The sequence below is a fragment of the Xanthomonas sp. NCPPB 2586 genome (assembly GCF_041475775.2).
Classification (GTDB): domain Bacteria; phylum Pseudomonadota; class Gammaproteobacteria; order Xanthomonadales; family Xanthomonadaceae; genus Xanthomonas; species Xanthomonas campestris.
Genome location: NZ_CM192981.1, coordinates 1 through 20891, shown reverse-complemented (window position 1 = coordinate 20891; position 20891 = coordinate 1). Strand labels below are relative to the sequence as shown.

Annotated in this window: 18 protein-coding genes; 5 read left to right on the top strand and 13 right to left on the bottom strand. The window is 64.1% G+C overall.

Going from position 1 to position 20891, the window contains the following annotated elements:
• The first annotated feature begins 60 nt into the window (after positions 1-60).
• Positions 61-1401, top strand: a complete 1341-nt coding sequence (locus ACCQ09_RS00090) for an outer membrane protein transport protein (RefSeq protein ID WP_040940264.1) — start codon at positions 61-63, stop codon at positions 1399-1401.
• Positions 1402-1738: 337 nt separating this feature from the next.
• Here the strand turns inward: ACCQ09_RS00090 and ACCQ09_RS00085 are convergent, their stop codons facing one another.
• Positions 1739-1954 (bottom strand): hypothetical protein, encoded by a 216-nt coding sequence (locus tag ACCQ09_RS00085; protein ID WP_162866340.1) that lies wholly within the window; start codon positions 1952-1954, stop codon positions 1739-1741.
• A gap of 89 nt (positions 1955-2043) precedes the next feature.
• Here ACCQ09_RS00085 and ACCQ09_RS00080 point away from each other — a divergent pair, with 89 nt between their 5' ends.
• Positions 2044-2745 (top strand): 2OG-Fe(II) oxygenase, encoded by a 702-nt coding sequence (locus tag ACCQ09_RS00080; RefSeq protein ID WP_040942184.1) that lies wholly within the window; start codon positions 2044-2046, stop codon positions 2743-2745.
• Positions 2746-2846: 101 nt separating this feature from the next.
• On the opposite strand, the gene ACCQ09_RS00075 is transcribed toward ACCQ09_RS00080, so the two are convergent.
• Positions 2847-3941 (bottom strand): PA0069 family radical SAM protein, encoded by a 1095-nt coding sequence (locus ACCQ09_RS00075; protein ID WP_228428167.1) that lies wholly within the window; start codon positions 3939-3941, stop codon positions 2847-2849.
• 284 nt (positions 3942-4225) lie between these two features.
• Here ACCQ09_RS00075 and cls point away from each other — a divergent pair, with 284 nt between their 5' ends.
• The 3 genes from cls to ACCQ09_RS00060 all read left to right on the top strand — a co-directional run bounded on the left by cls (position 4226) and on the right by ACCQ09_RS00060 (position 6808).
• On the top strand, positions 4226-5686 hold the full coding sequence (cls, locus tag ACCQ09_RS00070) for a cardiolipin synthase (protein ID WP_100665555.1): 1461 nt from the start codon (positions 4226-4228) through the stop codon (positions 5684-5686).
• A 74-nt stretch (positions 5687-5760) separates the two neighbouring features.
• A complete protein-coding gene (locus tag ACCQ09_RS00065) occupies positions 5761-6030 on the top strand; it encodes a hypothetical protein (protein ID WP_075285108.1) in 270 nt (89 codons plus the stop codon).
• Positions 6031-6037: 7 nt separating this feature from the next.
• A complete protein-coding gene (locus tag ACCQ09_RS00060) occupies positions 6038-6808 on the top strand; it encodes a pyridoxine 5'-phosphate synthase (RefSeq protein WP_075285107.1) in 771 nt (256 codons plus the stop codon).
• A 1153-nt stretch (positions 6809-7961) separates the two neighbouring features.
• Here the strand turns inward: ACCQ09_RS00060 and ACCQ09_RS00055 are convergent.
• The 11 genes from ACCQ09_RS00055 to dnaA form a co-directional block, all read right to left on the bottom strand.
• Complete coding sequence (locus ACCQ09_RS00055; protein WP_011035269.1) at positions 7962-8372, bottom strand: ExbD/TolR family protein; 411 nt, start codon at positions 8370-8372, stop codon at positions 7962-7964.
• 3 nt (positions 8373-8375) lie between these two features.
• On the bottom strand, positions 8376-8798 hold the full coding sequence (locus ACCQ09_RS00050; RefSeq protein ID WP_011035268.1) for an ExbD/TolR family protein: 423 nt from the start codon (positions 8796-8798) through the stop codon (positions 8376-8378).
• Positions 8799-8844: 46 nt separating this feature from the next.
• On the bottom strand, positions 8845-9606 hold the full coding sequence (gene exbB / locus ACCQ09_RS00045; RefSeq protein ID WP_011035267.1) for a TonB-system energizer ExbB: 762 nt from the start codon (positions 9604-9606) through the stop codon (positions 8845-8847).
• An 84-nt stretch (positions 9607-9690) separates the two neighbouring features.
• A complete protein-coding gene (locus ACCQ09_RS00040; protein WP_011035266.1) occupies positions 9691-10362 on the bottom strand; it encodes an energy transducer TonB in 672 nt (223 codons plus the stop codon).
• 153 nt (positions 10363-10515) lie between these two features.
• Entirely contained in the window at positions 10516-11712 is a 1197-nt protein-coding gene (locus tag ACCQ09_RS00035; RefSeq protein WP_011035265.1) for a tetratricopeptide repeat protein, read from the bottom strand.
• A 138-nt stretch (positions 11713-11850) separates the two neighbouring features.
• Entirely contained in the window at positions 11851-12657 is an 807-nt protein-coding gene (locus tag ACCQ09_RS00030; protein ID WP_011035264.1) for a M48 family metallopeptidase, read from the bottom strand.
• Between the two features lie 62 nt (positions 12658-12719).
• On the bottom strand, positions 12720-13556 hold the full coding sequence (locus ACCQ09_RS00025) for a CPBP family intramembrane glutamic endopeptidase (RefSeq protein WP_012436860.1): 837 nt from the start codon (positions 13554-13556) through the stop codon (positions 12720-12722).
• 67 nt (positions 13557-13623) lie between these two features.
• Positions 13624-16068, bottom strand: a complete 2445-nt coding sequence (gene gyrB, locus ACCQ09_RS00020; RefSeq protein WP_011035262.1) for a DNA topoisomerase (ATP-hydrolyzing) subunit B — start codon at positions 16066-16068, stop codon at positions 13624-13626.
• 94 nt (positions 16069-16162) lie between these two features.
• Positions 16163-17287 carry a DNA replication/repair protein RecF gene (gene recF / locus ACCQ09_RS00015; protein ID WP_016945034.1) on the bottom strand — a complete coding sequence of 375 codons (1125 nt, stop codon included), beginning with the start codon at positions 17285-17287 and terminating at the stop codon, positions 16163-16165.
• Positions 17288-18186: 899 nt separating this feature from the next.
• Positions 18187-19287: a DNA polymerase III subunit beta gene (dnaN, locus tag ACCQ09_RS00010; protein WP_011035260.1), complete on the bottom strand. Its 1101-nt coding sequence runs from the start codon at positions 19285-19287 to the stop codon at positions 18187-18189.
• A gap of 275 nt (positions 19288-19562) precedes the next feature.
• Entirely contained in the window at positions 19563-20891 is a 1329-nt protein-coding gene (gene dnaA, locus ACCQ09_RS00005) for a chromosomal replication initiator protein DnaA (RefSeq protein WP_011035259.1), read from the bottom strand.

Sequence of the window (20891 nt, the reverse complement as noted above, 5' to 3'; positions counted from 1 at the left end):
GCCACTGGGCGCGGGCGCTGTACCGACCACTGCAGTCTTTATTCCGGAGAGCAACAACTCATGTCTACCGCTTCCACTCTCAGCCGCGCCACCCTGCTGGCCGTTGGTATTGCCGGCGTGCTGGCCGTTGGCCAGGCACACGGTGCCGCCTTCCAGCTGAAGGAAAACAGCGCCAAGGGCCTCGGCCGCGCCTTCGCAGGTTCGGGCAGCGCCCCGGACGACGCATCGATCATCGCCAACAACCCGGCCGGCATGCGCCAGCTGGACGGCCGCCTGTTCCAGGCCGACGTCAGCGCCATCAGCTTCTCGGCCAAGTACCAGGGCGAAGGCGGCAGCTACGCCAACGGCGCCCCGATCTCCGGCGGTAACGGCGGCGACGCGGGCATGATCGCGCCGGTCCCGGCAGCGTATTTCCACGTGCCGTTCGGTGAGAACAACAACATGCACCTGGGTACGTCGCTGACCGTGCCGTTCGGCTTCAAGACCGAATACGACCGCGACTGGACCGGCCGCTACCACGGCACCAAGACCGAGCTGCAGGCGATCGACTTCAACGTCGCGTTCTCGTACGACGTGAACCCCTACGTGTCGTTCGGCGCCTCGGTGTTCGCCGAGCGTCTGGATATCGACCTGGGCAACGCGGTGGACTTCGGCAGCATCCTGGCCGCGCGTCGCGCACCGGGCTTCGCGCCGGGCAGCGCCGATGGCTACTCGCGCATCAAGGGCGACAGCACCGAAGTGGGCTTCACCCTCGGCGGCTTGTTCAGCATCGATGAGAACACCCACATCGGCTTCAGCTACCGCTCGGAAGTGGAGCACAAGATCACCGACGGCGACGCCGACTTCACCGTGCCGGGTAATGCCGCTGCCGCGCTGGGCGTCGCCGCACCGGGCACCTTCATCGACACCAAGGGCCGCGCCACCGTGACCCTGCCCGCCAGCGCCACCGCCAGCTTCACCCACAACGTGAACGAGCAGTGGTCGATCATGGCCGACGTCACCCGTACCGCCTGGAGCAAGTTCGACCAGGTGACCGTGGACTTCGCCTCCAATCAGCCCAACAGCGTGCTGGACTTCTCCTACCGCGACACCACCTTCGCCTCGATCGGTGCCGACTACCGCATGAGCGAGACGCTGACCCTGCGTGGCGGTGTGGCGTATGACCAGACCCCGACCACCGCCGAGCACCGTGACGTGCGCGTGCCGGACGCGAGCCGCAAGTGGGTGTCGCTGGGTCTGAGCTGGCGTCCGTCGCAGCAGGCCGAGTACAACTTCGGCTACACGCACCTGTTCACCAGCGATCCGACCAGCGACACCACCACTGCCACCGGCAACGCGCTGGCCGGCAGCTACAAGGTGCACGGCGACGTGCTGGCCGCATCGATCAACTACAAGTTCTGATCGCCGCTGCTGCATGACGTACGAAAAACCCCGCTTCGGCGGGGTTTTTTGTTGGGCGCAGGTATCTGCATGGCCTGGATTCGAGGTGCCGTGGCAAGCTGGCATCTGTGAGCTGGCGGAGGCGCAGGGCGTCGTCTCAATGGAGGTTTCGCATTGAGGCGCGGCTGCGAATGCGCTGTAAAAGTCGATCAAAGCCCGAGCACTGTTTTTCTGGCTGTGGCGGCAGTACATCGCGCCACGGCGTGGCAGATAGCGACTCGCGCAGTGGCACGCACGGGAACTTGGCGATGCACAATCCAGGGCCTCCCCATGTCGGCGCGAAGATCCCGGCCGAAGGTTAGTGCAGCGCAACCGCACCGCCGACCTTGCGCGCATGCGCAACAGCCACTTTGCTTTTAAGGAACAGGCGAGTTGCGCGACCTCGCGTTGCAGCCAGTGATGCATCGTCGCTCCTGCATGTTGCCGCTGATTGCGGTGCGCCGCCGCGAGCATCAACACCACACCAATGGCACGACATCGCTCTGGACTCGCCGTTGCGCAGCGCGACGATCATCGACGCTGCTCAGACGCCGCTTGCGTGAGCGTGCCGCACCGGCACACAGGGCTGTGCAGCACAGCGATGACGTTGCTATGGTCCTGCGTATGGACCAACCCGACTTCATCCAGATCACCGACGATGCCGTTTCGCGCGACGACTGTGCGGCGATCGTGCAACGCATGCGCGACAGCCAGCAGCTGCAGCCGGGCCGCATCGGCAGCGGCGTGTTCCCCGACCTCAAGCACAGCCGCGATCTGCGCATCAGCGGCCTGGCCGACTGGACGGCGGTGGAAAACCGCCTGCAACACGCCGTCTTCGAGGGCCTGCTCCGCTACCTGCGGCAGTATCCGCAGGCGTTGATTTCGCCATTGATGCTGCAGGTCACCACCGCAGACGGCACTCCGCATCGGTTGGTCGCCGAGGACATCGCGCAGATGAGCGATGCGGCCTTGAGCGACCTGGCGCGCACCTGCCTGCGCCCGGGCGCCATCAACCTGCAGTGGTATCTGGCCGACCAGGGCGGCTACCCGTACTGGCACTGCGAACTGTATCCGCGCGACGCCGGTGCCGAGACCCTGCACCGACATTTGCTGTGGACGCTGTATCTCAACGAAGAGTTCGAACAGGGCGAGACCGAATTCCTGTTCCAGCACCGCAAGGCGCGTCCACGCACCGGCAGCCTGCTGATCGCCCCCACCGCCTTCACCCACACCCACCGCGGCAACCGCCCGGTCGGCGGCGACAAGTTCATCGCCACCAGCTGGATTTTGTTCCAATCGGCGCAGGCGCTGTACGGCGGGGAATAGGGAATCGGCAATGGAGAATCGCACCAGCAGACCTGCGCTGTTGCGGTGGCTCTCGCCGTTGCGAATCCCCAATCCCCAATCCCCACTCCCGATTCCCCGCTCTAAAACAGCTGCCCCTGCGGCGAGTCCTTGACCGGCTTGGGCGGCGGCGCAGGGCGGCGGAATTGTTCGGTATCCAATGGCGGGGGGCGGCGGGTGTCGAAGCCGGCGCGGCGATGCGCCAGCGCGAAGCGGCGCGCCAGCAGGTCCGCGTACACGCCCTGGCCGCGCATGCGGGTGCCGAAGGTGCTGTCGTAGTCCTTGCCGCCGCGCAGCTGGGCGATGGTACTCATCACGTGCTCGGCGCGCTGCGGGTGATGGGTCTGTAGCCACTCGCGGAACAACGGCGCCACCTCGTGCGGCAGGCGCAGCAGCACGTAACCGGCACTGCTGGCGCCGGCATCGGCGGCGGCCTGCAGGATCGCTTCCAGCTCGTGATCGTTGATCCACGGGATCACCGGCGCGGCCATCACCCCGACCGGCACGCCGGCCTCGTGCAGGCTGCGCATCGCGCGCAGGCGCGCATGCGGCGCGGACGCACGCGGTTCCAGCCTGGCCGACAGATGCGGATCCAGCGTGGTCACCGAGAAGTGCACATTGACCAAGCGCGCGCGCGCCAGCGGGGCCAGCAAATCCAGATCCCGCGTGACCAGGGCGCTCTTGGTGATCAGCGTGAACGGGTGCCGCGCCTCCCACAGCACTTCGATCAACTGCCGGGTCAACCCGCGCTTGCGCTCGATCGGCTGGTAGGCGTCGGTGTTGATGCCCAGTGCGATCGGGCTGGGCACGTAACTGGGCCGCGCCAGTTCGCGGCGCAGCAGCTCCGGCGCATTGGTCTTGGCGAACAGCCGCGTTTCGAAGTCCAGCCCCGGCGAGAGGTTGAGGTAGGCATGCGAGGGCCGGGCGAAACAGTAGCTGCAGCCATGCTCGCAGCCGCGATACGGATTGACCGACTGCGAGAACCCGATGTCCGGCGACTGGTTGCGGCTGATGATGCTGCGCACGGTCTCATCGGTGACCTGGGTGCGCAATGTGGGCGCAGCGAACTCGTCGCTGTCGTCCACGTGCCAGCCATCGTCCACCGCCTGCGGCGTGGTGACCTCGAACCGTCCGGGCAGATGGCCGGTCGCACCCCGGCCCTTGATCGCGCTTGCCATGCCGGCATGCTACGGCGGCCGCGTCTCACCTGCTGGGATCAGCCCGCTGCACGGATGAAGGTTCAGCCTTCGTGTTCGATGTGCTGCCTGCAATGTCTGAGTAGAGCGCTCGCCTCGGCAACGGGCACTGCAGCACGACGTTCGGTAGCCCCCATACCGAAAACAAGACGTGCCTTCGCTCATTGAGCCCTAATCCGCAGCTTTCCCGTGCATGTGCTACCAGGATCGCCAGGGCAGCAGCCGGCAGTCATCGCAGCACAGCGTGTGCGCCGTAGAATCCGCGCATGCTCGCACTTGCACAGGGCGCGTGGGATTGGCTGGCCGACATTCCCCACCTCAAAGCGCTCCTCTTCGCCGCCTACGTGCTGTATCTGCTGTGGATCGTCAGCTGGATCATCCTGCAGAAGCGCGAGCCGGTGGCCACGCTGAGCTGGGTGCTGTCGCTGGCCGCGCTGCCGTATCTGGGCCTGCTGATCTACTACTGGCTGGGCCCGCAGAAGGTCAAACGCCAGCGTCTACGCCGCGGGCGGTCGCGTTCGGGCATGGAAAGCTACAGCAGCGTGTGTCCGCCCGATGCCGATTGCACCGAGCTGGCCAAGATCGCCCAATCCACCACCGGCCTGGCCCCAAGCAGCGCCACCGAAGCGCTGTGGCTGGTGGATGGCGCGTCCACCTATGCGGCGATCATCGAGGCGATCACGCGCGCGCGCGACCACATCCACCTGGAGTACTACATTTTCCAGCCCGACCGCAGCGGCATGCCGATCTGCGAGGCCTTGATGGAGCGCGCGCGGGCGGGGGTCAAGGTGCGGCTGTTGATGGATGCGGTCGGCTCCTCGGCGATGACCCGGCGCACCTTGCGCACGCTGCGTGCGGCCGGCGTGGAGACCGCCTGGTTCCATCCCACCCAGCTGCTCAAGCCGTTCAAGCGCCCGTGGTTGAACCTGCGCACGCACCGCAAGTTGATCGTCATCGACGGCCGCATCGCGTTCACCGGCGGCATCAATGTCACCGACGAAGAGAACGAACAGGTTCGCCCCGACGCGTTTCGCGACCTGCATGTGCGTCTGCAGGGCCACGTGGTGCGCAGCCTGCAGCTGGTGTTCCTGGAGGACTGGCTCTACGCCACCCGCCAGGCCCAGGGCGCCTTCCATGGCCAACAACTGTGGCCGGAGGATGTGCCCACCCGCAAGCAGGGCAGCATCGATGCGCAGGTGCTGGTGTCCGGCCCGGATTCGTCCTGGGAGGCGATCCACCGGCTGATGGTGGCCGCCATCCACGAGGCCAGGCATCGGGTCTGGCTGGTCACGCCGTACTTCGTGCCGGGCGAGGCCGCGCGCATGGCGCTCACCTCCGCGGCGCTGGGCGGGCTGGACGTGCGCCTGCTGATTCCGCGCGTCAGCGATTCGCGCCTGGTCACCTATGCCGCGCGTTCGTATTTCGATGAACTGCTGGAGGCCGGCGTGCGCATCTACGAGTACGGCCCGCGCATGTTGCACACCAAGGCGCTGATCGCCGACGACGATGTCTGCATCGTCGGCAGCGCCAATTTCGATAGCCGCAGCTTCCGGCTGAACTTCGAGCTGTCGATGCTGTTCCGCGACCAGGCTGTGGCCGCCGAGCTCGCCGGCATGATTGGCACCGACATGGCCCAGGCGCAGGAAGTGCGCTTCAACCTGCGCCGGCCGTTCTGGCGCTCGCGCCTGCCGGAAGCCTTCGCGCGGCTGCTGTCGCCGCTGCTCTGACCACCGCGCTGCGCCCCACGTGGAACCACGCCGGGCGCAGCGCTACACTGCCGCCACTCAACGGGGAGCTCGTCATGCACTGGCTGTTTCTGCTTATGGCACTGGGTGCACTGGTACTGGCCTTCAGCACGCCGCATGTGTGGTTGCTGGTGGTGTCGCTGCTGGTGGCACTGCTGCTGTTGCTGCTGTGGACCCGCGGCTGGTTCGCCGCACGCATGGGCGATACCCAGCGCGACACCGGCAGCATGATCGACCCGGCCGAACTGCGCCGGCTGCGCGAACTGGCCGACGCCCGCAAGGCCGCTGCACTGACGGCCGCGCGCGACGGCGAGCCGCAGGCCTGAGCAGCGCGTGAGCACTCACCTCAGCGTCAACGTCAACAAGATCGCGGTGCTGCGCAATTCGCGCGGCGGTCAGGACCCGGATGTGGTGCAGGCCGCGCGCAGCTGCATTGCAGCCGGCGCCCAGGGCATCACCGTGCATCCGCGCCCGGACCAACGGCATATCCGCGCTGACGATGTCTACGCGCTCAGCACACTGACGCGCACGCATGGCGTGGAATTCAACATCGAGGGCAATCCGTTCGCCCCGCCGCGCGCGGGCTATCCGGGCTTGCTGGAACTCTGCCAGGCCACGCGGCCGCAACAGGTCACCCTGGTGCCGGATGGCGACGGCCAACTCACATCCGACCATGGCGTAGACTTCGCCCGCGATGGCGCGCGGCTGGCGCCGGTGATTGCCGCCTTCAAGGCCGTGGGCTGCCGCGTGAGTTTGTTCGTGGATGCCGGCAATCCGGAGATTGCGCAGGCGGCCGCGCTGGGTGCCGATCGCATCGAGCTGTACACCGGCCCGTATGCCGAGGCCCATCACCACGGCCAAGCGCAACCGTCCCTGGCCCTGTTCGCCGATGCCGCAAGGCGTGCCCACGCGGCCGGCCTGGGCATCAATGCTGGCCACGATCTGTCCCAGCACAACCTGGCCGATTTTCTGGCCGGCGTTCCCGGCGTCATGGAGGTCTCGATCGGCCACGCCTTGATCGGCGAGGCGCTGTATCAGGGCCTGGAACCGACCGTGCGCGCCTACCTGTCGATCATAGCTAACGGCGCAGCCACAGCAGCCTAGGCACGGGATTTAGCGAGCCGCGCGCAGTCCACGCAACATGCAGCTGCGCGTCCGTCATGCGCATCGGCCGCGCAGTCGAGCTTGCGATGCGTGCAATCGCGCTTCGCCCAAGCACTTTCGTACCCACTCAGCCCGTGCCTCTCCATACTTGAAGTGGCCACGAGCGTTTGGATTCGGCAACATGATGTTGCAAGCATTGAGGGACTCAGCGCCGACTAGGCATCAGATTCGATGTTCAAGAAGAAGTTGCCCAAAAGGCGGATGCGTTTGGGTGGAGTGAAGTGCGTTTCTAGATGGATGTCAGGTTTGAATGTATGAGCGTCCGCAGATCGCATGCGAATGCCGCTCGGCATGTCATCCATCGCTTCACTATTTACACATTGGATGGCGCTTGCTGCTTGGGTGTTGCCACAGCCGACGCCAGCAGGTGGCGCGCGTTGGGCGGAATCAGGTCCTAACGAAACTGCATGCTCCGCACTTCGAGAGAAGATATACCCAAGACGAATGACGATGAGATGTGGACCGGAATGTGCAGACACGCACGTCAGGTTTGCATGTGTGAGCGTTCGTCGATCTCATGCGAACTTCGCTCTGCATGTCATCTCATCAAGGCATCCCATCAAGCCACTGCACACACGTTCGAATGCACGTGTCAGCTGTTTCGTTGGTCACGGAAATCGCAAGAACGCGTCACAAGCTCGTTGCGTGTGCGCGGCACTACTTAGCGCATCTCTGTATGCATCTCGGCGATAACGCATCGCGTTCGATGCGATGCGATAGAAGCGATCTGCGGCTAGTGCGATTGCTTGCCGACTGATCGCAATGCGCGTCTTTCTCAAGACTCACTTGATAGGTACGCAGCGCAAGATGCCTTGAGCATTGCCTGCATCAGACGCACCGCTACACCTACAGAAACCAACAGCGTGGCGATGACTTCCAAACAACGCTTCATCAGCGAGGCCGTTTCAACATCGCATCGCTGCCGTCCGCACGCGTGGATCAACGACGACGCATCGATTGCATCCACTATTTGATCGGCAGCATCGAAGGCGCATGCGCAGCACCCTCGCGTCATCGCCGCACAAAAAAACGCCACCGTTTCCGGTGGCGTTGCAGTCGCGTCATGACTGTTGTGTTGCGGTCGTGCGATGTCTTACTGCATGAAGCCGATTTTCTTCATCTGCGAGTTCTTCGCCGCGGCGAGGACCTTGGCCATCACCTCGTACTCAGCATCCTCGTTGGCATCGATGCGCAGCTCCGGCTGATTGGTTGGATCGGCCTGCACCACTTCTTCCATCTTCTGCTGCAACTGCGCGACCGGGGTCGGGCTGTTGTTCCAGAACACCTGGTTGCTGGCGTCGATCCGCAATTCGATCGGCGGCGGCGGTTCGGTCGTCTGCGGTGGCGGGTTGAGCACCCGCTGCGGCAGATCCACGGCGATCGGGTAGGTCATGATCGGCGCGGTCACGATGAAGATGATCAGCAGCACCAACATCACGTCCACGAGGGGCGTGACGTTGATGTCGGCCATTGGGCCGCGGTTTCCACCGGTACTGAATGCCATGGCTTACTGCCCCTTCTCTTTGGTTGCAACGAAGCCGACGTCCAACATGCCCTGACCCTGCGCGATCTTGGTGATCTCGTTGATCGTACGCATCTTGGTGGTGCGGTCGCCGCGCAAGTTGAGCGGCGGTTGCGGGGTCTGCTGTGCTGCGGTGGACAGGCGCGACTCCAGGGCTTCCTTGGAGATCGGCTCGTCGTTCCAGTACAGCGACCCGTCTTCCTTGACGGCCAGGGTGATCGGTGCGGCGCGCTTCTCCGCATCTTCCTTCTGGATCAAGTTGGCCTCTGGCAGCTCCACCTTGACCTTGTGGGACATCAGCGGTGCCGTAATGATGAAGATGATCAGCAGCACCAACATGACGTCCACGAGGGGCGTCACATTGATGTCGGCCATCGGGCCGCCGCTGTTTCCACTACTGAAGGCCATAACGGGCTCCGTCTAAATCGTTGCGAAGGCGTTCTTTACTACCGGATTAGCGAACGCGCGAACCGGTGGCGAAGAAGTCGTGCAGGTCGTGGGCAAAGGTGTCGAACTTGGCGATCACCGAGCTGTTGACCTTGGAGAAGAAGTTGAACGCGAACACGGCCGGGATTGCGACGAACAGACCGATCGCGGTCATGATCAGCGCTTCACCCACCGGGCCGGCAACGGCGTCGATGGAGGCCGAACCGGTTGCACCGATCTTGATCAGCGCGCCGTAGATGCCCCACACGGTACCGAGCAGACCGACGAACGGCGCGGTTGCACCGACGGTCGCCAGCAGGGTCATGCCCGACTGCAGCTTGGTGCTTTCGCGGGTCACGGCCTGACGCAGGGCGCGGTCGACGAACTCCGAACGGCTCAGGCTCTCGCCCATACCGCCGGTGCTGCCTTCGGCACGCTGGTGGTGCGCAGCAGCCTGGGCTGCATCCAGTGCGATCTTGGAGAACGGCTCGGAAGCCGGCTGCTCTTCCATGGCGCGGATGGCGTCCTGTGCATTCGGGGCATCCCAGAACGCTGTGGTGACGCGGTCAGCCGCGCTCTTCAGACGGGTGGCGCGGAAGATGTTGATGACAGTCCAGTACCAGGAGGCAGCGGACATGGCGATCAGGGTGATCAGAACGACCCAGGACACGGCGAAGTCGCCGGGGCTGGAAGTCATTTCGGTGATCAGGTGCTCAAAGCCCATCTGCGAAAGAGCGGCCGACGGATTGGAGCCCCCTGCAGCGGCGGCGATAACGAATTCCTGCAGCATGACGCTTACCTTTGTTGTGTGTGGTGATGAAGGGTGGAGCGAAAGGAAGACAGGATCCTGGGCCGGCCGCAGCCGGCCCGTGGATCAGTTCAGAGCAAAGTTGACCGGGACGCGGACGCGGCCGGCGGCTTTCTGCCCATTGACAGTGGAGGCGTTGAACTTCCACTTGCGTGCTGCGTCCATCGCGGCACGGTCAAGGTCGCGGTTGCGGCTGGACTTTTCGACCGACACATTGGTCACGTTGCCGTTGGCATCCACATCCACGATCAGGATGACCTCACCTTGGACACCGGCACGGAACGCGGCCGGCGGGTACTTCGGTGGGTTCATGTTCTTGGACGAGATATCGACGCTGGCACCGATGTCACTCGGTGGAGCCGGCGGAGCTGGCGGGCTCGGCGGCGTGACGATATCGCTCGGACGCGGTTCGGGAACGTCGACCACCGGAGCTTCCGGCGGCGGCGGAACCGGTGACGGCTTCGGCGGCGACAGATTCTTGACCGGCGGTGGCGGCTTGTCTTCCGGCGGCGGCGGCGGCGGCGGCGGCGGGGGAGGAGGCGGTGCATCCACCAAGGTGACCATGGTGGTGCGCTCCTTCTCGGCCGGAGCCTTCGGCGCGACTGCAGGGATCAGCAACATCATCAATGCAGTAAGGTGCAGGGCAATTACGAAAGCAATGCCGATAATGCGGGCCCAGCTCAGACCCTGGTTCCCGGCATCATAGTCATGCCTGTGGATAACGAGTTGTTCCGTCATGCGCCAATGGCTCTTTCAGTGGGGGCCCGGATCACTGTGATGATCCCCAGGTTTTCGGACGGCTTTGACACCGCAGGAACTCCCAAGCTTATACCAATCCCGAGTCCTGTAACCACTAAAAACACAGGGATTTCGGGGGTTTATTTTCTTTTTTTACTTCAGATTGATGATCTTCTTGGCGTCTTCGGGTTTTTTAACACCCTTGGCGATCGCCTGCTGTGCGGCCTGCTTGGCCTCGGGGATGCGTCCTTCCGAATGCAGCACCTTGGCCAGATTCAGATAGGTCTCGCCGTCCTTGGAGAGGGGGGCGGCCTTCTGCCAATTCTCGATCGCCTTCGGCACGTCTTCGCTGTAGTAGTACGACTGCGCCAACGCGAGGTAGGTCTGGTAGTCAGGCTTGAGAATGCCCTTCTGCATGCCCTCGGTGATGACGGCGATGACGTCCTTTTCCTTGTTCTCGGTGTTGGCGTAGATCGAGTACAGCTGCTTGTATTCCTTCTCTTCGGTCAGCTGACCGGAGGCGCGCAGCTTGTCCATCACCCCGGCCGCCTTGTCCATCTGGTCGGCCTGCATGTACATGCTGGCCAGATTGAGCTGGGCCTTCTTGTCGTTGGGCGTCTTGGCGGCCAGCGCTTCGGCGGCGGCCACGGCTTCACCGGTCTGGCCGGCTTCGGCGTAGGACGCCATCAGCAGCTGGTTCCACGTGTCCTTGGGTTCGGGCGAGGCGGCGATGGCCTGCTTGAGCACCGGAATGGCTTCCTTGTAGCGCTCGGCCTGGTACAGCGCCTGGCCCTTGAGGATCAGATCTTCCGGGCGCTGCGACTTGCTCTCGTCCAGGTACTTGTCCAGCGTGGCCAGACCTTCGGCCTGCTGGTCATCCTGCAACTGCAGCTGCGCCAGCATCAGCATCGACTGGAACTGGCCGTTGTTGTCCAGCGCGTTCAGTGCGATGGCCTGCTGCAGATAGGTCTTGGCAGCGGCGGTGTCGTCCATGTTGTACGCCGCCTGGGCGGCCAGCTGGCCGGCCAGCGCCTTGTCGGCCTCGTTGGCAGCGCTGTTGGCCAGGATCTCGTCGGCCTGTGCCCGCACCGCAGGGAAATCCTCGCCCTTGTTGAAGGTTTCGATCAGCTTCTGCAGCTTGCTGCCCAGCTTGGACGACGGCTTGATGGTCGGCGCGGTGCGGGTGGATTGCGGGTACAGCTCTTCGGCCTTGCCGCTGTTCTTGGACTTGCGGTTGGCCCGCTCGGTCGAGCGGTCCGACTGCGCGACCGCATCGGTAACGACAGCCCCGCCCAGCGATGCGGCGATGATCAGGGACAACAGGGCGTGCTTGCGGTTGAGCAGTTTCATGATTCACCTCGGACGAGCCGCCGTTGGGCGGTACGAAAAGCGGAATGGAAGCTGTACGAAAATTCTGAGCCGGCAAACTTAGCAGAAAGTCTCAGTTCCCGAAAACGGTTTCCGTGCTGTGGTGCAGCATCGGCGCCATTACCCACAACGGGGCACTCGACCGTCCTGTCGGGCCTGCTGATATACCGGTTGCAGGGCATTGACGTCGGCCTGCAGCTCACGGATGCGGTTGGCCGGATCCGGGTGGGTGGACAACCACTGCGGCTGACGGTTACCGCTGGCGGCCATCATGTTCTGCCACAGGCTCACCGCCTGGGCCGGGTCGAAGCCGGCTTGCGCCATCAGACGCTGGCCCACCACGTCGGCCTCGCTTTCCTGGGTGCGTGAGCCGGGCAGCAGGAACACGGTTTGCGCGGTCATGCCGCCGACCTGGTTCACCGCACTGGCGGCACCATCGCCGTAGGCCGCGCCGGCCAGCGCGCCGATAATGCCCAGGCCGGTCTGGGCGCCGAGCTGGCGGGTGATGCGTTCTTCGTGGTGGCGCGAGATTACGTGCCCGATTTCATGCCCGAGCACGGCGGCCAGCTGATCCTGGGTCTTGGCCACGGTGAAGATGCCGGTGTTCACACCGACCTTGCCACCGGGCAGGGCGAAGGCATTGGCTTCGTCGTCGACAAACAGCGCGGTCTCCCAACGAGTCTCGCGCCATTGCGGCGGCAGCTGTGCGACCAGGGCGTTGACCACGCACTGCACGTAAGCGTTTTGCTTGCCGTCGGTGCTGACCTTTTCCTTGGCCTTGGTCTGCGCAAAGGACTCCGCGCCAAGCTTGTCGAGCTGGTCTTGCGTCACGCCGCCTACCACCTGACGGCGGCCGGTTGGCGAAGTAGTGGTGGCGCACGCCGTCAACGCGAGGACGGCAACAACGATCAACAACCTGGCTTTCATTCAATCCCCCTTGAACCCTGGGGGCATTTTGGCAGGGTCGTCTTAACTTTTCGTCAAGCGGGTCAGCCGAGACCAAAAAAGTACAGGGCTGCCAGGGCGGTCGCGTTGTTGATGCCATGCGCCAGGATCGGCGCCCACAGCGTGCCGGTGCGCCAATACAGCCATGCAAACGCCGCGCCCATGCCGCCGTAGACCAGCCACAGTTGGGCGATGGCAACCACGCCATTGCCGCTGATGCCGGGCACTTCATGCACCAGGGCGAAGGTCAGGCTGCTGAGCACCACGCCCAGCCACGGCCGCCCGGCCGCCAGCAGACGCCCGAACAACACGCGCCGGAACAGCAGTTCTTCGTAGGCAGGCGCAATGGCGACTGCAAAGACGACCAGCGCCAGCGGCCATTGCTTGATGGCTTCTTCCATCAGCGGCAGGTTGGTCGGCACCGGCTTGATGCCCAGCGCCGAGGCCAGAACGCTGACCAGATTGCTGAGCATGAACACGCCGGCGGCCACGGCCGCAATCCAGCCCCAGGTCGACCGGCGCCGGATTGCGGCACGCGACGTGGCCTGTTCGGCGGGCGTGGCACGGCGACGCCAGAAGTACAGCAGCACCGCCGGAGTCGCGGTGCTGACCAACGCGATCAGCAGCTGCACCATGACGCCCGGTTGGCCGATGGCGGCCATGATCGCGGCCGGGGAGGGGCTGCCGCCCTGCGCACGCACGGCCTGCACCTCGCCCATGCTGCGCAGAAAGCCCCACACCGCAAAGCCGGCCACGCTCAACAGCAGCAACAGGCCGATGGCGATCAGCAGATCGATGCAGAAACCGAGCACGGCGGACCGCAGTGACGGTGGACCGGGCACCGAAACCGGCGCCGGGGAAGGCGGAAGAACTGCGCTCATCGTCATCCCTGCAGGCCGGCTTGCACCGCCACATCGCGCGTGGCGATGCGGCGGTGCAAACGGCGGATCAGATATCCAGGTTGGAAACCTTCAGCGCGTTGTCCTCGATGAAGTCGCGGCGCGGTTCCACCACATCGCCCATCAAGGTGCTGAAGATCTGGTCGGCCGCCACGGCGTCTTCAATGCGCACCTGCAGCAGGCGCCGCGTGTCCGGATTGACCGTGGTTTCCCACAACTGCTCGGCGTTCATTTCGCCCAGGCCCTTGAAGCGCTGCACCTGGCGGCCCCGCTTAGCTTCTTCCAGCAGCCAGGCCTGCGCCTGCGCAAAGCTGGTGATCGGGTGGCTCTTGTTGCCACGCAGGATCTGCGCGCCTTCGCGCACCAAGCCATGCAGGGCCAGCGCAACCTCGCGCAGCGGACGCAGCTCACCACTTTCGAACGCGCCCATCGGCAGCACCTGGGTGAATTCCTCGCCCATGTGCTTGCGCACCGACACCAGCGAGGCGGCGGCACTGTCGGTGGCCGGGTCGAAGCGCAGGTGATAGCGCGCCGTGCCCAGGGTGCCGCGATTGAGCACTGCCTGCAGCGCATCCAGCGTGGGATGCACGTCGCCTTCGGCCTGCAGCTGCACCACGTCCAGCGGCGGCAGATCGATCAACGCGGTCAACAGCGCCGGGTCGTAGCGGTGGGCATTGCGGGCAATGGCCTCCTTGGCGCCAGCGAACAACAGCAGCAGTTTTTCCAGCGCCTCGCCGGTGATCGGCGGCTCGTCGCTGGCCGGGATCAGCGCTGCACCTTCGACCGCGCTGCTGGCCAGGTAGGCGTTGAGCGCGGCGTCGTCCTTGAGATACAGCTCGCTCTTGCCCTGCTTGAGCTTGTACAGCGGCGGCAGGCCGATGTAGATGTAGCCGCGCTCGATCAGCTCCGGCATCTGCCGGTAGAAGAACGTGAGCAGCAGCGTGCGGATGTGCGAGCCGTCCACGTCGGCGTCGGTCATCAGGATGATGCGGTGGTAGCGCAGCTTGTCCGGGTTGTACTCGTCGCGGCCGATGCCGGTGCCCAGCGCGGTGATCAGCGTGCCCACCTGGTCGGAGGCCAGCATGCGATCGAAGCGCGCGCGTTCGACGTTGAGGATCTTGCCGCGCAGCGGCAGCACCGCCTGGTTCTTGCGGTTGCGGCCCTGCTTGGCCGAGCCACCTGCCGAGTCACCCTCGACGATGAACAGCTCGGACAGCGCCGGATCCTTTTCCTGGCAATCGGCCAGCTTGCCCGGCAGGCCGGCGATATCCAGCGCGCCCTTGCGGCGGGTCAGATCGCGCGCCTTGCGGGCGGCTTCACGGGCACGGGCGGCATCGACGATCTTGCCGGTGATGGCCTTGGCTTCGTTCGGATTTTCCTGCAGGAATTCCTGCAGGCGCGCACCGAAGGCATTTTCCACCGCCGGGCGCACGTCCGAGCTGACCAGTTTTTCCTTGGTCTGCGAGGAGAAGCTGGGGTCGGGCACCTTCACCGACAGCACTGCGATCATGCCTTCGCGCATGTCGTCGCCGGTCAGGGTGATCTTTGCCTGCTTGGCGATGCCGTTCTGCTCGATGTAGTTGCTCAGCACGCGCGTCAACGCGCCGCGGAAGCCGGCCAGATGCGTGCCGCCATCCTTCTGCGGGATGTTATTGGTGAAGCAATACATGGTTTCCTGGTAGGCGTCGGTCCATTGCAGGGCCACGTCCACCACGATGCCGTTGTGCTCGCCGGTCACCGAAATCACGTTCGGGTGCAGCGGGGTCTTGAGCTGGGCCAGATGCTCCACGAAGCTGCGAATGCCGCCTTCGTAGTGGAAATCGTCGCGCCGGCCTTCGCCGCGCTCGTCGATCAGCGCAATCTTGACGCCGGAGTTGAGGAACGAAAGCTCGCGTAGGCGGCGCGCCAGGATGTCGTAATGAAACTCGACGTCGCTGAAGATCTCCACCGCCGGCTTGAAGCGCAGCGTGGTGCCGCGCTTGGTCGAGGCTTCCAGCTGCTTGAGCGGGTACTGCGGCTCACCCAGCGCATATTCCTGCTGGTAGTGGAAGCCGTCGCGCCAGATATCCAGCCACAGGTGCTCGGACAGCGCGTTGACCACCGAGACGCCCACGCCGTGCAGGCCGCCGGACACTTTGTAGCTGTTGTCGTCGAACTTGCCGCCGGCGTGCAGCACGGTGAGGATCACCTCGGCTGCGGAAACGCCTTCTTCCTTGTGGATGTCCACCGGAACGCCGCGGCCGTTGTCCGACACCGCTACCGAGCCATCCACGTGGATCTTGACCACGATGTCATCGGCGTGGCCCGCCAGGGCCTCGTCGACCGAATTGTCGACCACCTCGAACACCATGTGGTGCAGGCCGGTGCCGTCGTGCACATCGCCGATGTACATGCCGGGGCGCTTGCGGACGGCTTCGAGGCCACGCAGCACGGTGATCTTGCTGGAGTCGTAGGTGCCGTTGGGTGTTGGCGGTGTGGTTTGTTCGTCGGTCATGCGCGTGCCGTTGGCTCCACAACACGCACGAGGACGGCGGAAGCCGTATCGCGCGTGGGAAAAGGGGGATAGCGCGGCAATTATACCAGCCGGCTCATGCCAGCCGCGGCGGATCAGTCGGCAGCGGTTGTGGCACCAACTGACCGTGTTCCACGTGGAACCGGTGCAGGGTCTTGCCGGCGTCGGCCAGTCCGGGGGGAAGTTCAGTTGCGGTAATCAGCACCTGCGCCGGGGCGCTCGCCAATCGTTGTATTACCCGGGCCTGATGATGACGGTCCAACTCGGAACCCAGATCATCCAGCGCCATGATGGGCCACTCGCCACGCTCATGGGCGAAATCCTCCGCCTGGGCGAGCAGGCAGGCCAGCGCCGTAAGCTTGGCCTGCCCCCGTGAGAGCGCGTCCTTGCCGGGCAGAGCGTCGAACAACGGCGCCCAGTCGGCCCGGTGCGGGCCCTGCGAGGTGTAGCCGTTCTGGCGGTCGCGTTCGCGGGCGAGCAGCAGGGCATCCGCCAACGAAACCTCGTGGCGGCGCCAGCCGGGTGCGAACGTCAGTGCAGACAGGCCAAGCGAGGGGGCAATGGCCGTTGCGACCGGGACCAGGCGTTCCTGCAGCCGCTCAAGGTACTGCAGCCGCCGAGAGGTGAGGGTTTCGCCAGATTCGGCCAGTTCGTGATCCCAAGCATCCAGCATCTGCGGCTGTGCGCCCTGTTTGAGTAAGGCGTTGCGCTGCTTGAGTGCGCGCGCGTACCGACGCCACAGCGCCAGAAAGTCAGGTTCCACGTGGAACAAGCCCCAATCCAGGAAACGCCGCCGTGGTTCGCCGCCACCGCTGATCAGCACATGGCTGCCAGGCTCGAAAGTCACCACCGCAAGTGCGGCACACAGCGACCCGAGTTGGGCTACGTCCTCGCCATCCAGGCGGCCGGTCCATTCCTGCCCGCTGTGCCGCAGGCCGGCACGGCGTGTGCGCTCGGTGCTGTCGCCCGCACGTTCGCGCCATTCAACGAAGATTTCCAGATCCTGCCCACCCTGGCGGATCAACCCGTCCCGCACCCGGCCACGAAAGCTGCGCCCGTAGGCCATGACATGCAGGGCTTCAAGCACGCTGGTCTTGCCGGCACCGTTGTCGCCGGTCAACAGATTCAACGTGCTGGCTGGATGAAACTCGACTGCTTCGAAGCGACGAAGTCGATGGATGGACAACCGCGCTACATGCATCGATCGGTCTGCTTGGCCTTGAAGTCCGGCATCGGACGGGGCGGAGCATACGTGATCGGCAGTGGACATGCTGCGGCAAACGTTTCCGTCACGCGGCGACAAACTGGGGACAAGTTGTGGACAGTTTTAATGCCCATGGCGGCCGTTTCGCTTATCCACAGGTAATCAGGGCGTTTGAGCGGGTCTAGACACAGGGTTTCAAGGCCACAAAAGTGTTTAAGAACAGATGCTTAACCTACTTTTCGGCGAAATCTGGCCCTACCATCACCACCAAGCCTTTAAGATTTATCTAGATTTAAAAGCTTTGAGCGTTGTGCATAACTCAAAAGTGCCTTCCGAAGCCGTGCTCTAATCGCACGAAACTCTTTTGCAGAATACCTAGTCTCTTGTTCGCTCCCTGGTTCCCTGTGTCTATGATGTTCCCTCACCAAGTGACGATCTCAGGTCTCTACGGAGCAGGTCGACCCGAGGCAGAGAGCGTGTGCCGATAGCCGCCGTGTTCTAGCCACGAGACCACGAGTGCTTTCGAGCCGTGATTGGAAGAGAGCAGATAATCGCTTCCCTGATTGCTCGTGATGGCTCTTACGTCTTCAGAGCCAGCCAAGAGCAAGCCCGCGATATCCCCCCATTGCCACGTGACACGGGACACCAGTCATCAGTCATCAGTCATCAGTCGATCCTGCGTGCGCGGAAGCTCGCTGCCCAGCCAATCCGCATGACTTCGCAGCAACGGTCGTTCACGACATCTCAGACCGCAAACCAAGGCACATTGGCTTGAGAAACACAGAGTACGCCGGCAGGCACGTCGATGGCAGCGAGCCCTTTGTCTCAATTTTCCTTGGCCCACAAAAAAGCCCGGCGTAAGCCGGGCCCCTTCGTGTTCCACGTGGAACGCAGCGTCAGAGACGCAACGGCATCACGACGTGGCGGGACTTCTCACTGCTAGCCTCACGCACCAGCGCCGACGAATTGGCATCGCGCAGCTGGATCACCACATGCTCGTCGCGCAGTGCAGAGAGCGCGTCCAGCAGATAGTTCACGTTGAAGCCGATGGCCAGATCATCGACCTTGGTATCGGCCTCGATCTCTTCCTGCGCTTCTTCCTGCTCCGGGTTGTGCGCGCTGATTTTCAGCTGGCCCGGCGATACTTCGACGCGAACGCCGCGGTACTTTTCGTTCGACAGAATCGCCGCACGCTGCAGTGACGCACGCAGCGCCTCGCGGTCCACCTTGACCTCACGGTCCGCGCCGATCGGTATCACCGCCTCGTAATCCGGAAAACGGCCGTCGATCAGCTTCGAGGTGAAGGTGACATCGCCGCGCTTGACACGGATATGGCTACGGCCCAGCTCCAGCTCGACATCGCGATCAGCCGCCTCCAGCAGGCGCAGCAGCTCGGTCACGCCCTTGCGCGGCACGATGATCTGGCGCTTCGCGCTACCGGACTTTTCCAGCTCGGTCTCGCACAGTGCCAGGCGGTGACCATCGGTGGCCACGCAGCGCAGCAGGCCATCGCGCAGGTCGAACAGCAGGCCGTTGAGGTAATAACGCACGTCCTGCTGGGCCATCGCGAACGCCGTGCGCTCCATCAGCTCCTTCAGCCCGGCTTCCGGCACCGCCACACGCTCGGTGGCCTCGACTTCGTCCACCGACGGGAAGTCGTTGGCCGGTAGCGTGGCGAGCGTAAAGCGGCTGCGCCCGGCCTGCACCGTAACCTTGTCTCCGGTCTGCGAGACGGTGACGCGGCTGCCGTCAGGCAGGGCCCGCAGGATGTCGAACAGCTTGCGCGCCGGGATCGTGGTTTCGCCGTCCTGGGCGTCCTCGACCATGGTGCGCGAGATCATTTCGACTTCCAGGTCGGTCCCCGTCAGCGACAGCTGGCCGTTGTTCACCTGCACCAGCAAGTTCGCCAGTACCGGCAATGTCTGACGCCGTTCGACGACATTGACCACCTGGGCCAACGGCTTGAGGAAGGCTTCGCGCTGCAGTGTGAAACGCATGTGGTTCCGTGCCCCTATGCTTTAAAGATGTGGAATAAATCAAAAGCTTGGTGGTGATGGTAGGGCCGTTTTCGGCGGACAACCACACTAACGTATTGTTTCCAAAGACCATTTTGAGCTTCAAAGTCTATGGACTAGTGCCCCTGGAGCGGTGGGAAAACCTGTGGATAGTTTCCGCCTCAACGCTGCAGCCGCATTTATCCACAGATTCTCCCGCATTTGGCCCCAACTCATCCACGCTTTTTTCCAAGCCGGGCGAAAAGGGCGCCAAACGCTCACTCGCTGAGCTTGCGAATCAGCTTTTCCCAGTCCTCGCGCAGCTTGCCGTCGGCCTCCATCAGCGTGCGGATCTGCCGGCAGGCGTGCAGCACGGTGGTGTGGTCGCGGCCGGCAAACGCATCGCCGATCTCGGGAAGGCTGTGCTCGGTCAACTCCTTGGCGAGCGCCATCGCCACCTGGCGCGGGCGCGCCAATGAGCGGGTGCGGCGCTTGGAAAGCAGGTCCTTCATCTGCAGGCCGTAGTAGTCGGCCACGGTCTTCTGGATGTTGGGAATGCCGATCGCCTGCTGCTGCGCACGCAACAGGTCACGCAGCGTCTCCTGCGCAAACTCCACGGTGATCGAACGGCCAGTGAAGTTGGCGCGGGCCACCAACGTGTTGAGCGCCCCTTCCAGGTCGCGCACGTTCGAGCGCATCTTCTTGGCGATCAGAAACGCCACGTCGTCGGGAATCTCGGCGCCGCGCTCGCGCGCCTTGGCCAGCACGATTGCCGCACGCGTCTCGAAATCCGGCGGGTCGATCGCCACCGACAGGCCCCAGGCCAGGCGCGACTTCAGCCGCGGCTCCAGGCCCTCGACTTCGCGCGGATAGCGGTCGCAGGTCAGGATGATCTGCTGGCGGCCGTCGAACAGCGCGTTGAAGGTGTGGAAAAACTCCTCCTGCGTGCGGTCCTTGCCGGCAAAAAACTGGATGTCGTCGATCAGCAGCGCATCGATCTGCTGGAACTGGCGCTTGAACTGGTCCATTGCCTTGTCCTGCAACGCGCGGATCATCGCGCTGAAGAACTGTTCCGAGCGCAGGTACATCACCTTGGCCGCCGGATTGGCCTGGCGCAGCGCGTTGCCGGCCGCGAACATCAGGTGGGTCTTGCCCAGCCCGGTGCTGCCGTACAGCAGTAACGGGTTGTGTGCACGGTCGCCCGGCTTCTGCGCGGCCTGGATCGCCGCGGCCAGACCGAGCTGGTTGCTGCGGCCTTCCACGAAGTTGGCAAAGGTGTAATGCGAATCCAGGTTGCCGGCGAAGGGCACGATCGGCGCGGCCGCCGGCGCACTGGCGACGGCTTGCGGTGCCGGCAGCGGCTCCGGCGCACGCGGACGGGAGCCGACCGCCAGCGCCACCTCGCCATTGCCGGCGAAATATGCCAGCAACTCGCGGATGCGCGGCAGGTATCGCTCGCGGACCTGCTCAACAATGAAGGCGTTCGGCGCGTACAGCACGATGCTGTCGCCGCGATCTTCGGCCTGCAGGGGTTTCAACCAGGTGTGGACATCTTCGGGCGGGAATTCAGCTTCGAGACGTTCCAGACAGCGGGGCCAAGCATCCAT

What these genes read in the sequence shown, in the direction of transcription:
- ACCQ09_RS00090 (WP_040940264.1), top strand. Translation starts at nt 61, where the DNA reads ATGTCTACCGCTTCCACTCTCAGCCGCGCCACCCTGCTGGCCGTTGGT.
- ACCQ09_RS00085 (WP_162866340.1), bottom strand. Translation starts at nt 1,954, where the DNA reads ATGATCGTCGCGCTGCGCAACGGCGAGTCCAGAGCGATGTCGTGCCAT.
- ACCQ09_RS00080 (WP_040942184.1), top strand. Translation starts at nt 2,044, where the DNA reads ATGGACCAACCCGACTTCATCCAGATCACCGACGATGCCGTTTCGCGC.
- ACCQ09_RS00075 (WP_228428167.1), bottom strand. Translation starts at nt 3,941, where the DNA reads ATGGCAAGCGCGATCAAGGGCCGGGGTGCGACCGGCCATCTGCCCGGA.
- cls (WP_100665555.1), top strand. Translation starts at nt 4,226, where the DNA reads ATGCTCGCACTTGCACAGGGCGCGTGGGATTGGCTGGCCGACATTCCC.
- ACCQ09_RS00065 (WP_075285108.1), top strand. Translation starts at nt 5,761, where the DNA reads ATGCACTGGCTGTTTCTGCTTATGGCACTGGGTGCACTGGTACTGGCC.
- ACCQ09_RS00055 (WP_011035269.1), bottom strand. Translation starts at nt 8,372, where the DNA reads ATGGCATTCAGTACCGGTGGAAACCGCGGCCCAATGGCCGACATCAAC.
- ACCQ09_RS00050 (WP_011035268.1), bottom strand. Translation starts at nt 8,798, where the DNA reads ATGGCCTTCAGTAGTGGAAACAGCGGCGGCCCGATGGCCGACATCAAT.
- exbB (WP_011035267.1), bottom strand. Translation starts at nt 9,606, where the DNA reads ATGCTGCAGGAATTCGTTATCGCCGCCGCTGCAGGGGGCTCCAATCCG.
- ACCQ09_RS00040 (WP_011035266.1), bottom strand. Translation starts at nt 10,362, where the DNA reads ATGACGGAACAACTCGTTATCCACAGGCATGACTATGATGCCGGGAAC.
- ACCQ09_RS00035 (WP_011035265.1), bottom strand. Translation starts at nt 11,712, where the DNA reads ATGAAACTGCTCAACCGCAAGCACGCCCTGTTGTCCCTGATCATCGCC.
- ACCQ09_RS00030 (WP_011035264.1), bottom strand. Translation starts at nt 12,657, where the DNA reads ATGAAAGCCAGGTTGTTGATCGTTGTTGCCGTCCTCGCGTTGACGGCG.
- ACCQ09_RS00025 (WP_012436860.1), bottom strand. Translation starts at nt 13,556, where the DNA reads ATGAGCGCAGTTCTTCCGCCTTCCCCGGCGCCGGTTTCGGTGCCCGGT.
- gyrB (WP_011035262.1), bottom strand. Translation starts at nt 16,068, where the DNA reads ATGACCGACGAACAAACCACACCGCCAACACCCAACGGCACCTACGAC.
- recF (WP_016945034.1), bottom strand. Translation starts at nt 17,287, where the DNA reads ATGCATGTAGCGCGGTTGTCCATCCATCGACTTCGTCGCTTCGAAGCA.
- dnaN (WP_011035260.1), bottom strand. Translation starts at nt 19,287, where the DNA reads ATGCGTTTCACACTGCAGCGCGAAGCCTTCCTCAAGCCGTTGGCCCAG.
- dnaA (WP_011035259.1), bottom strand. Translation starts at nt 20,891, where the DNA reads ATGGATGCTTGGCCCCGCTGTCTGGAACGTCTCGAAGCTGAATTCCCG.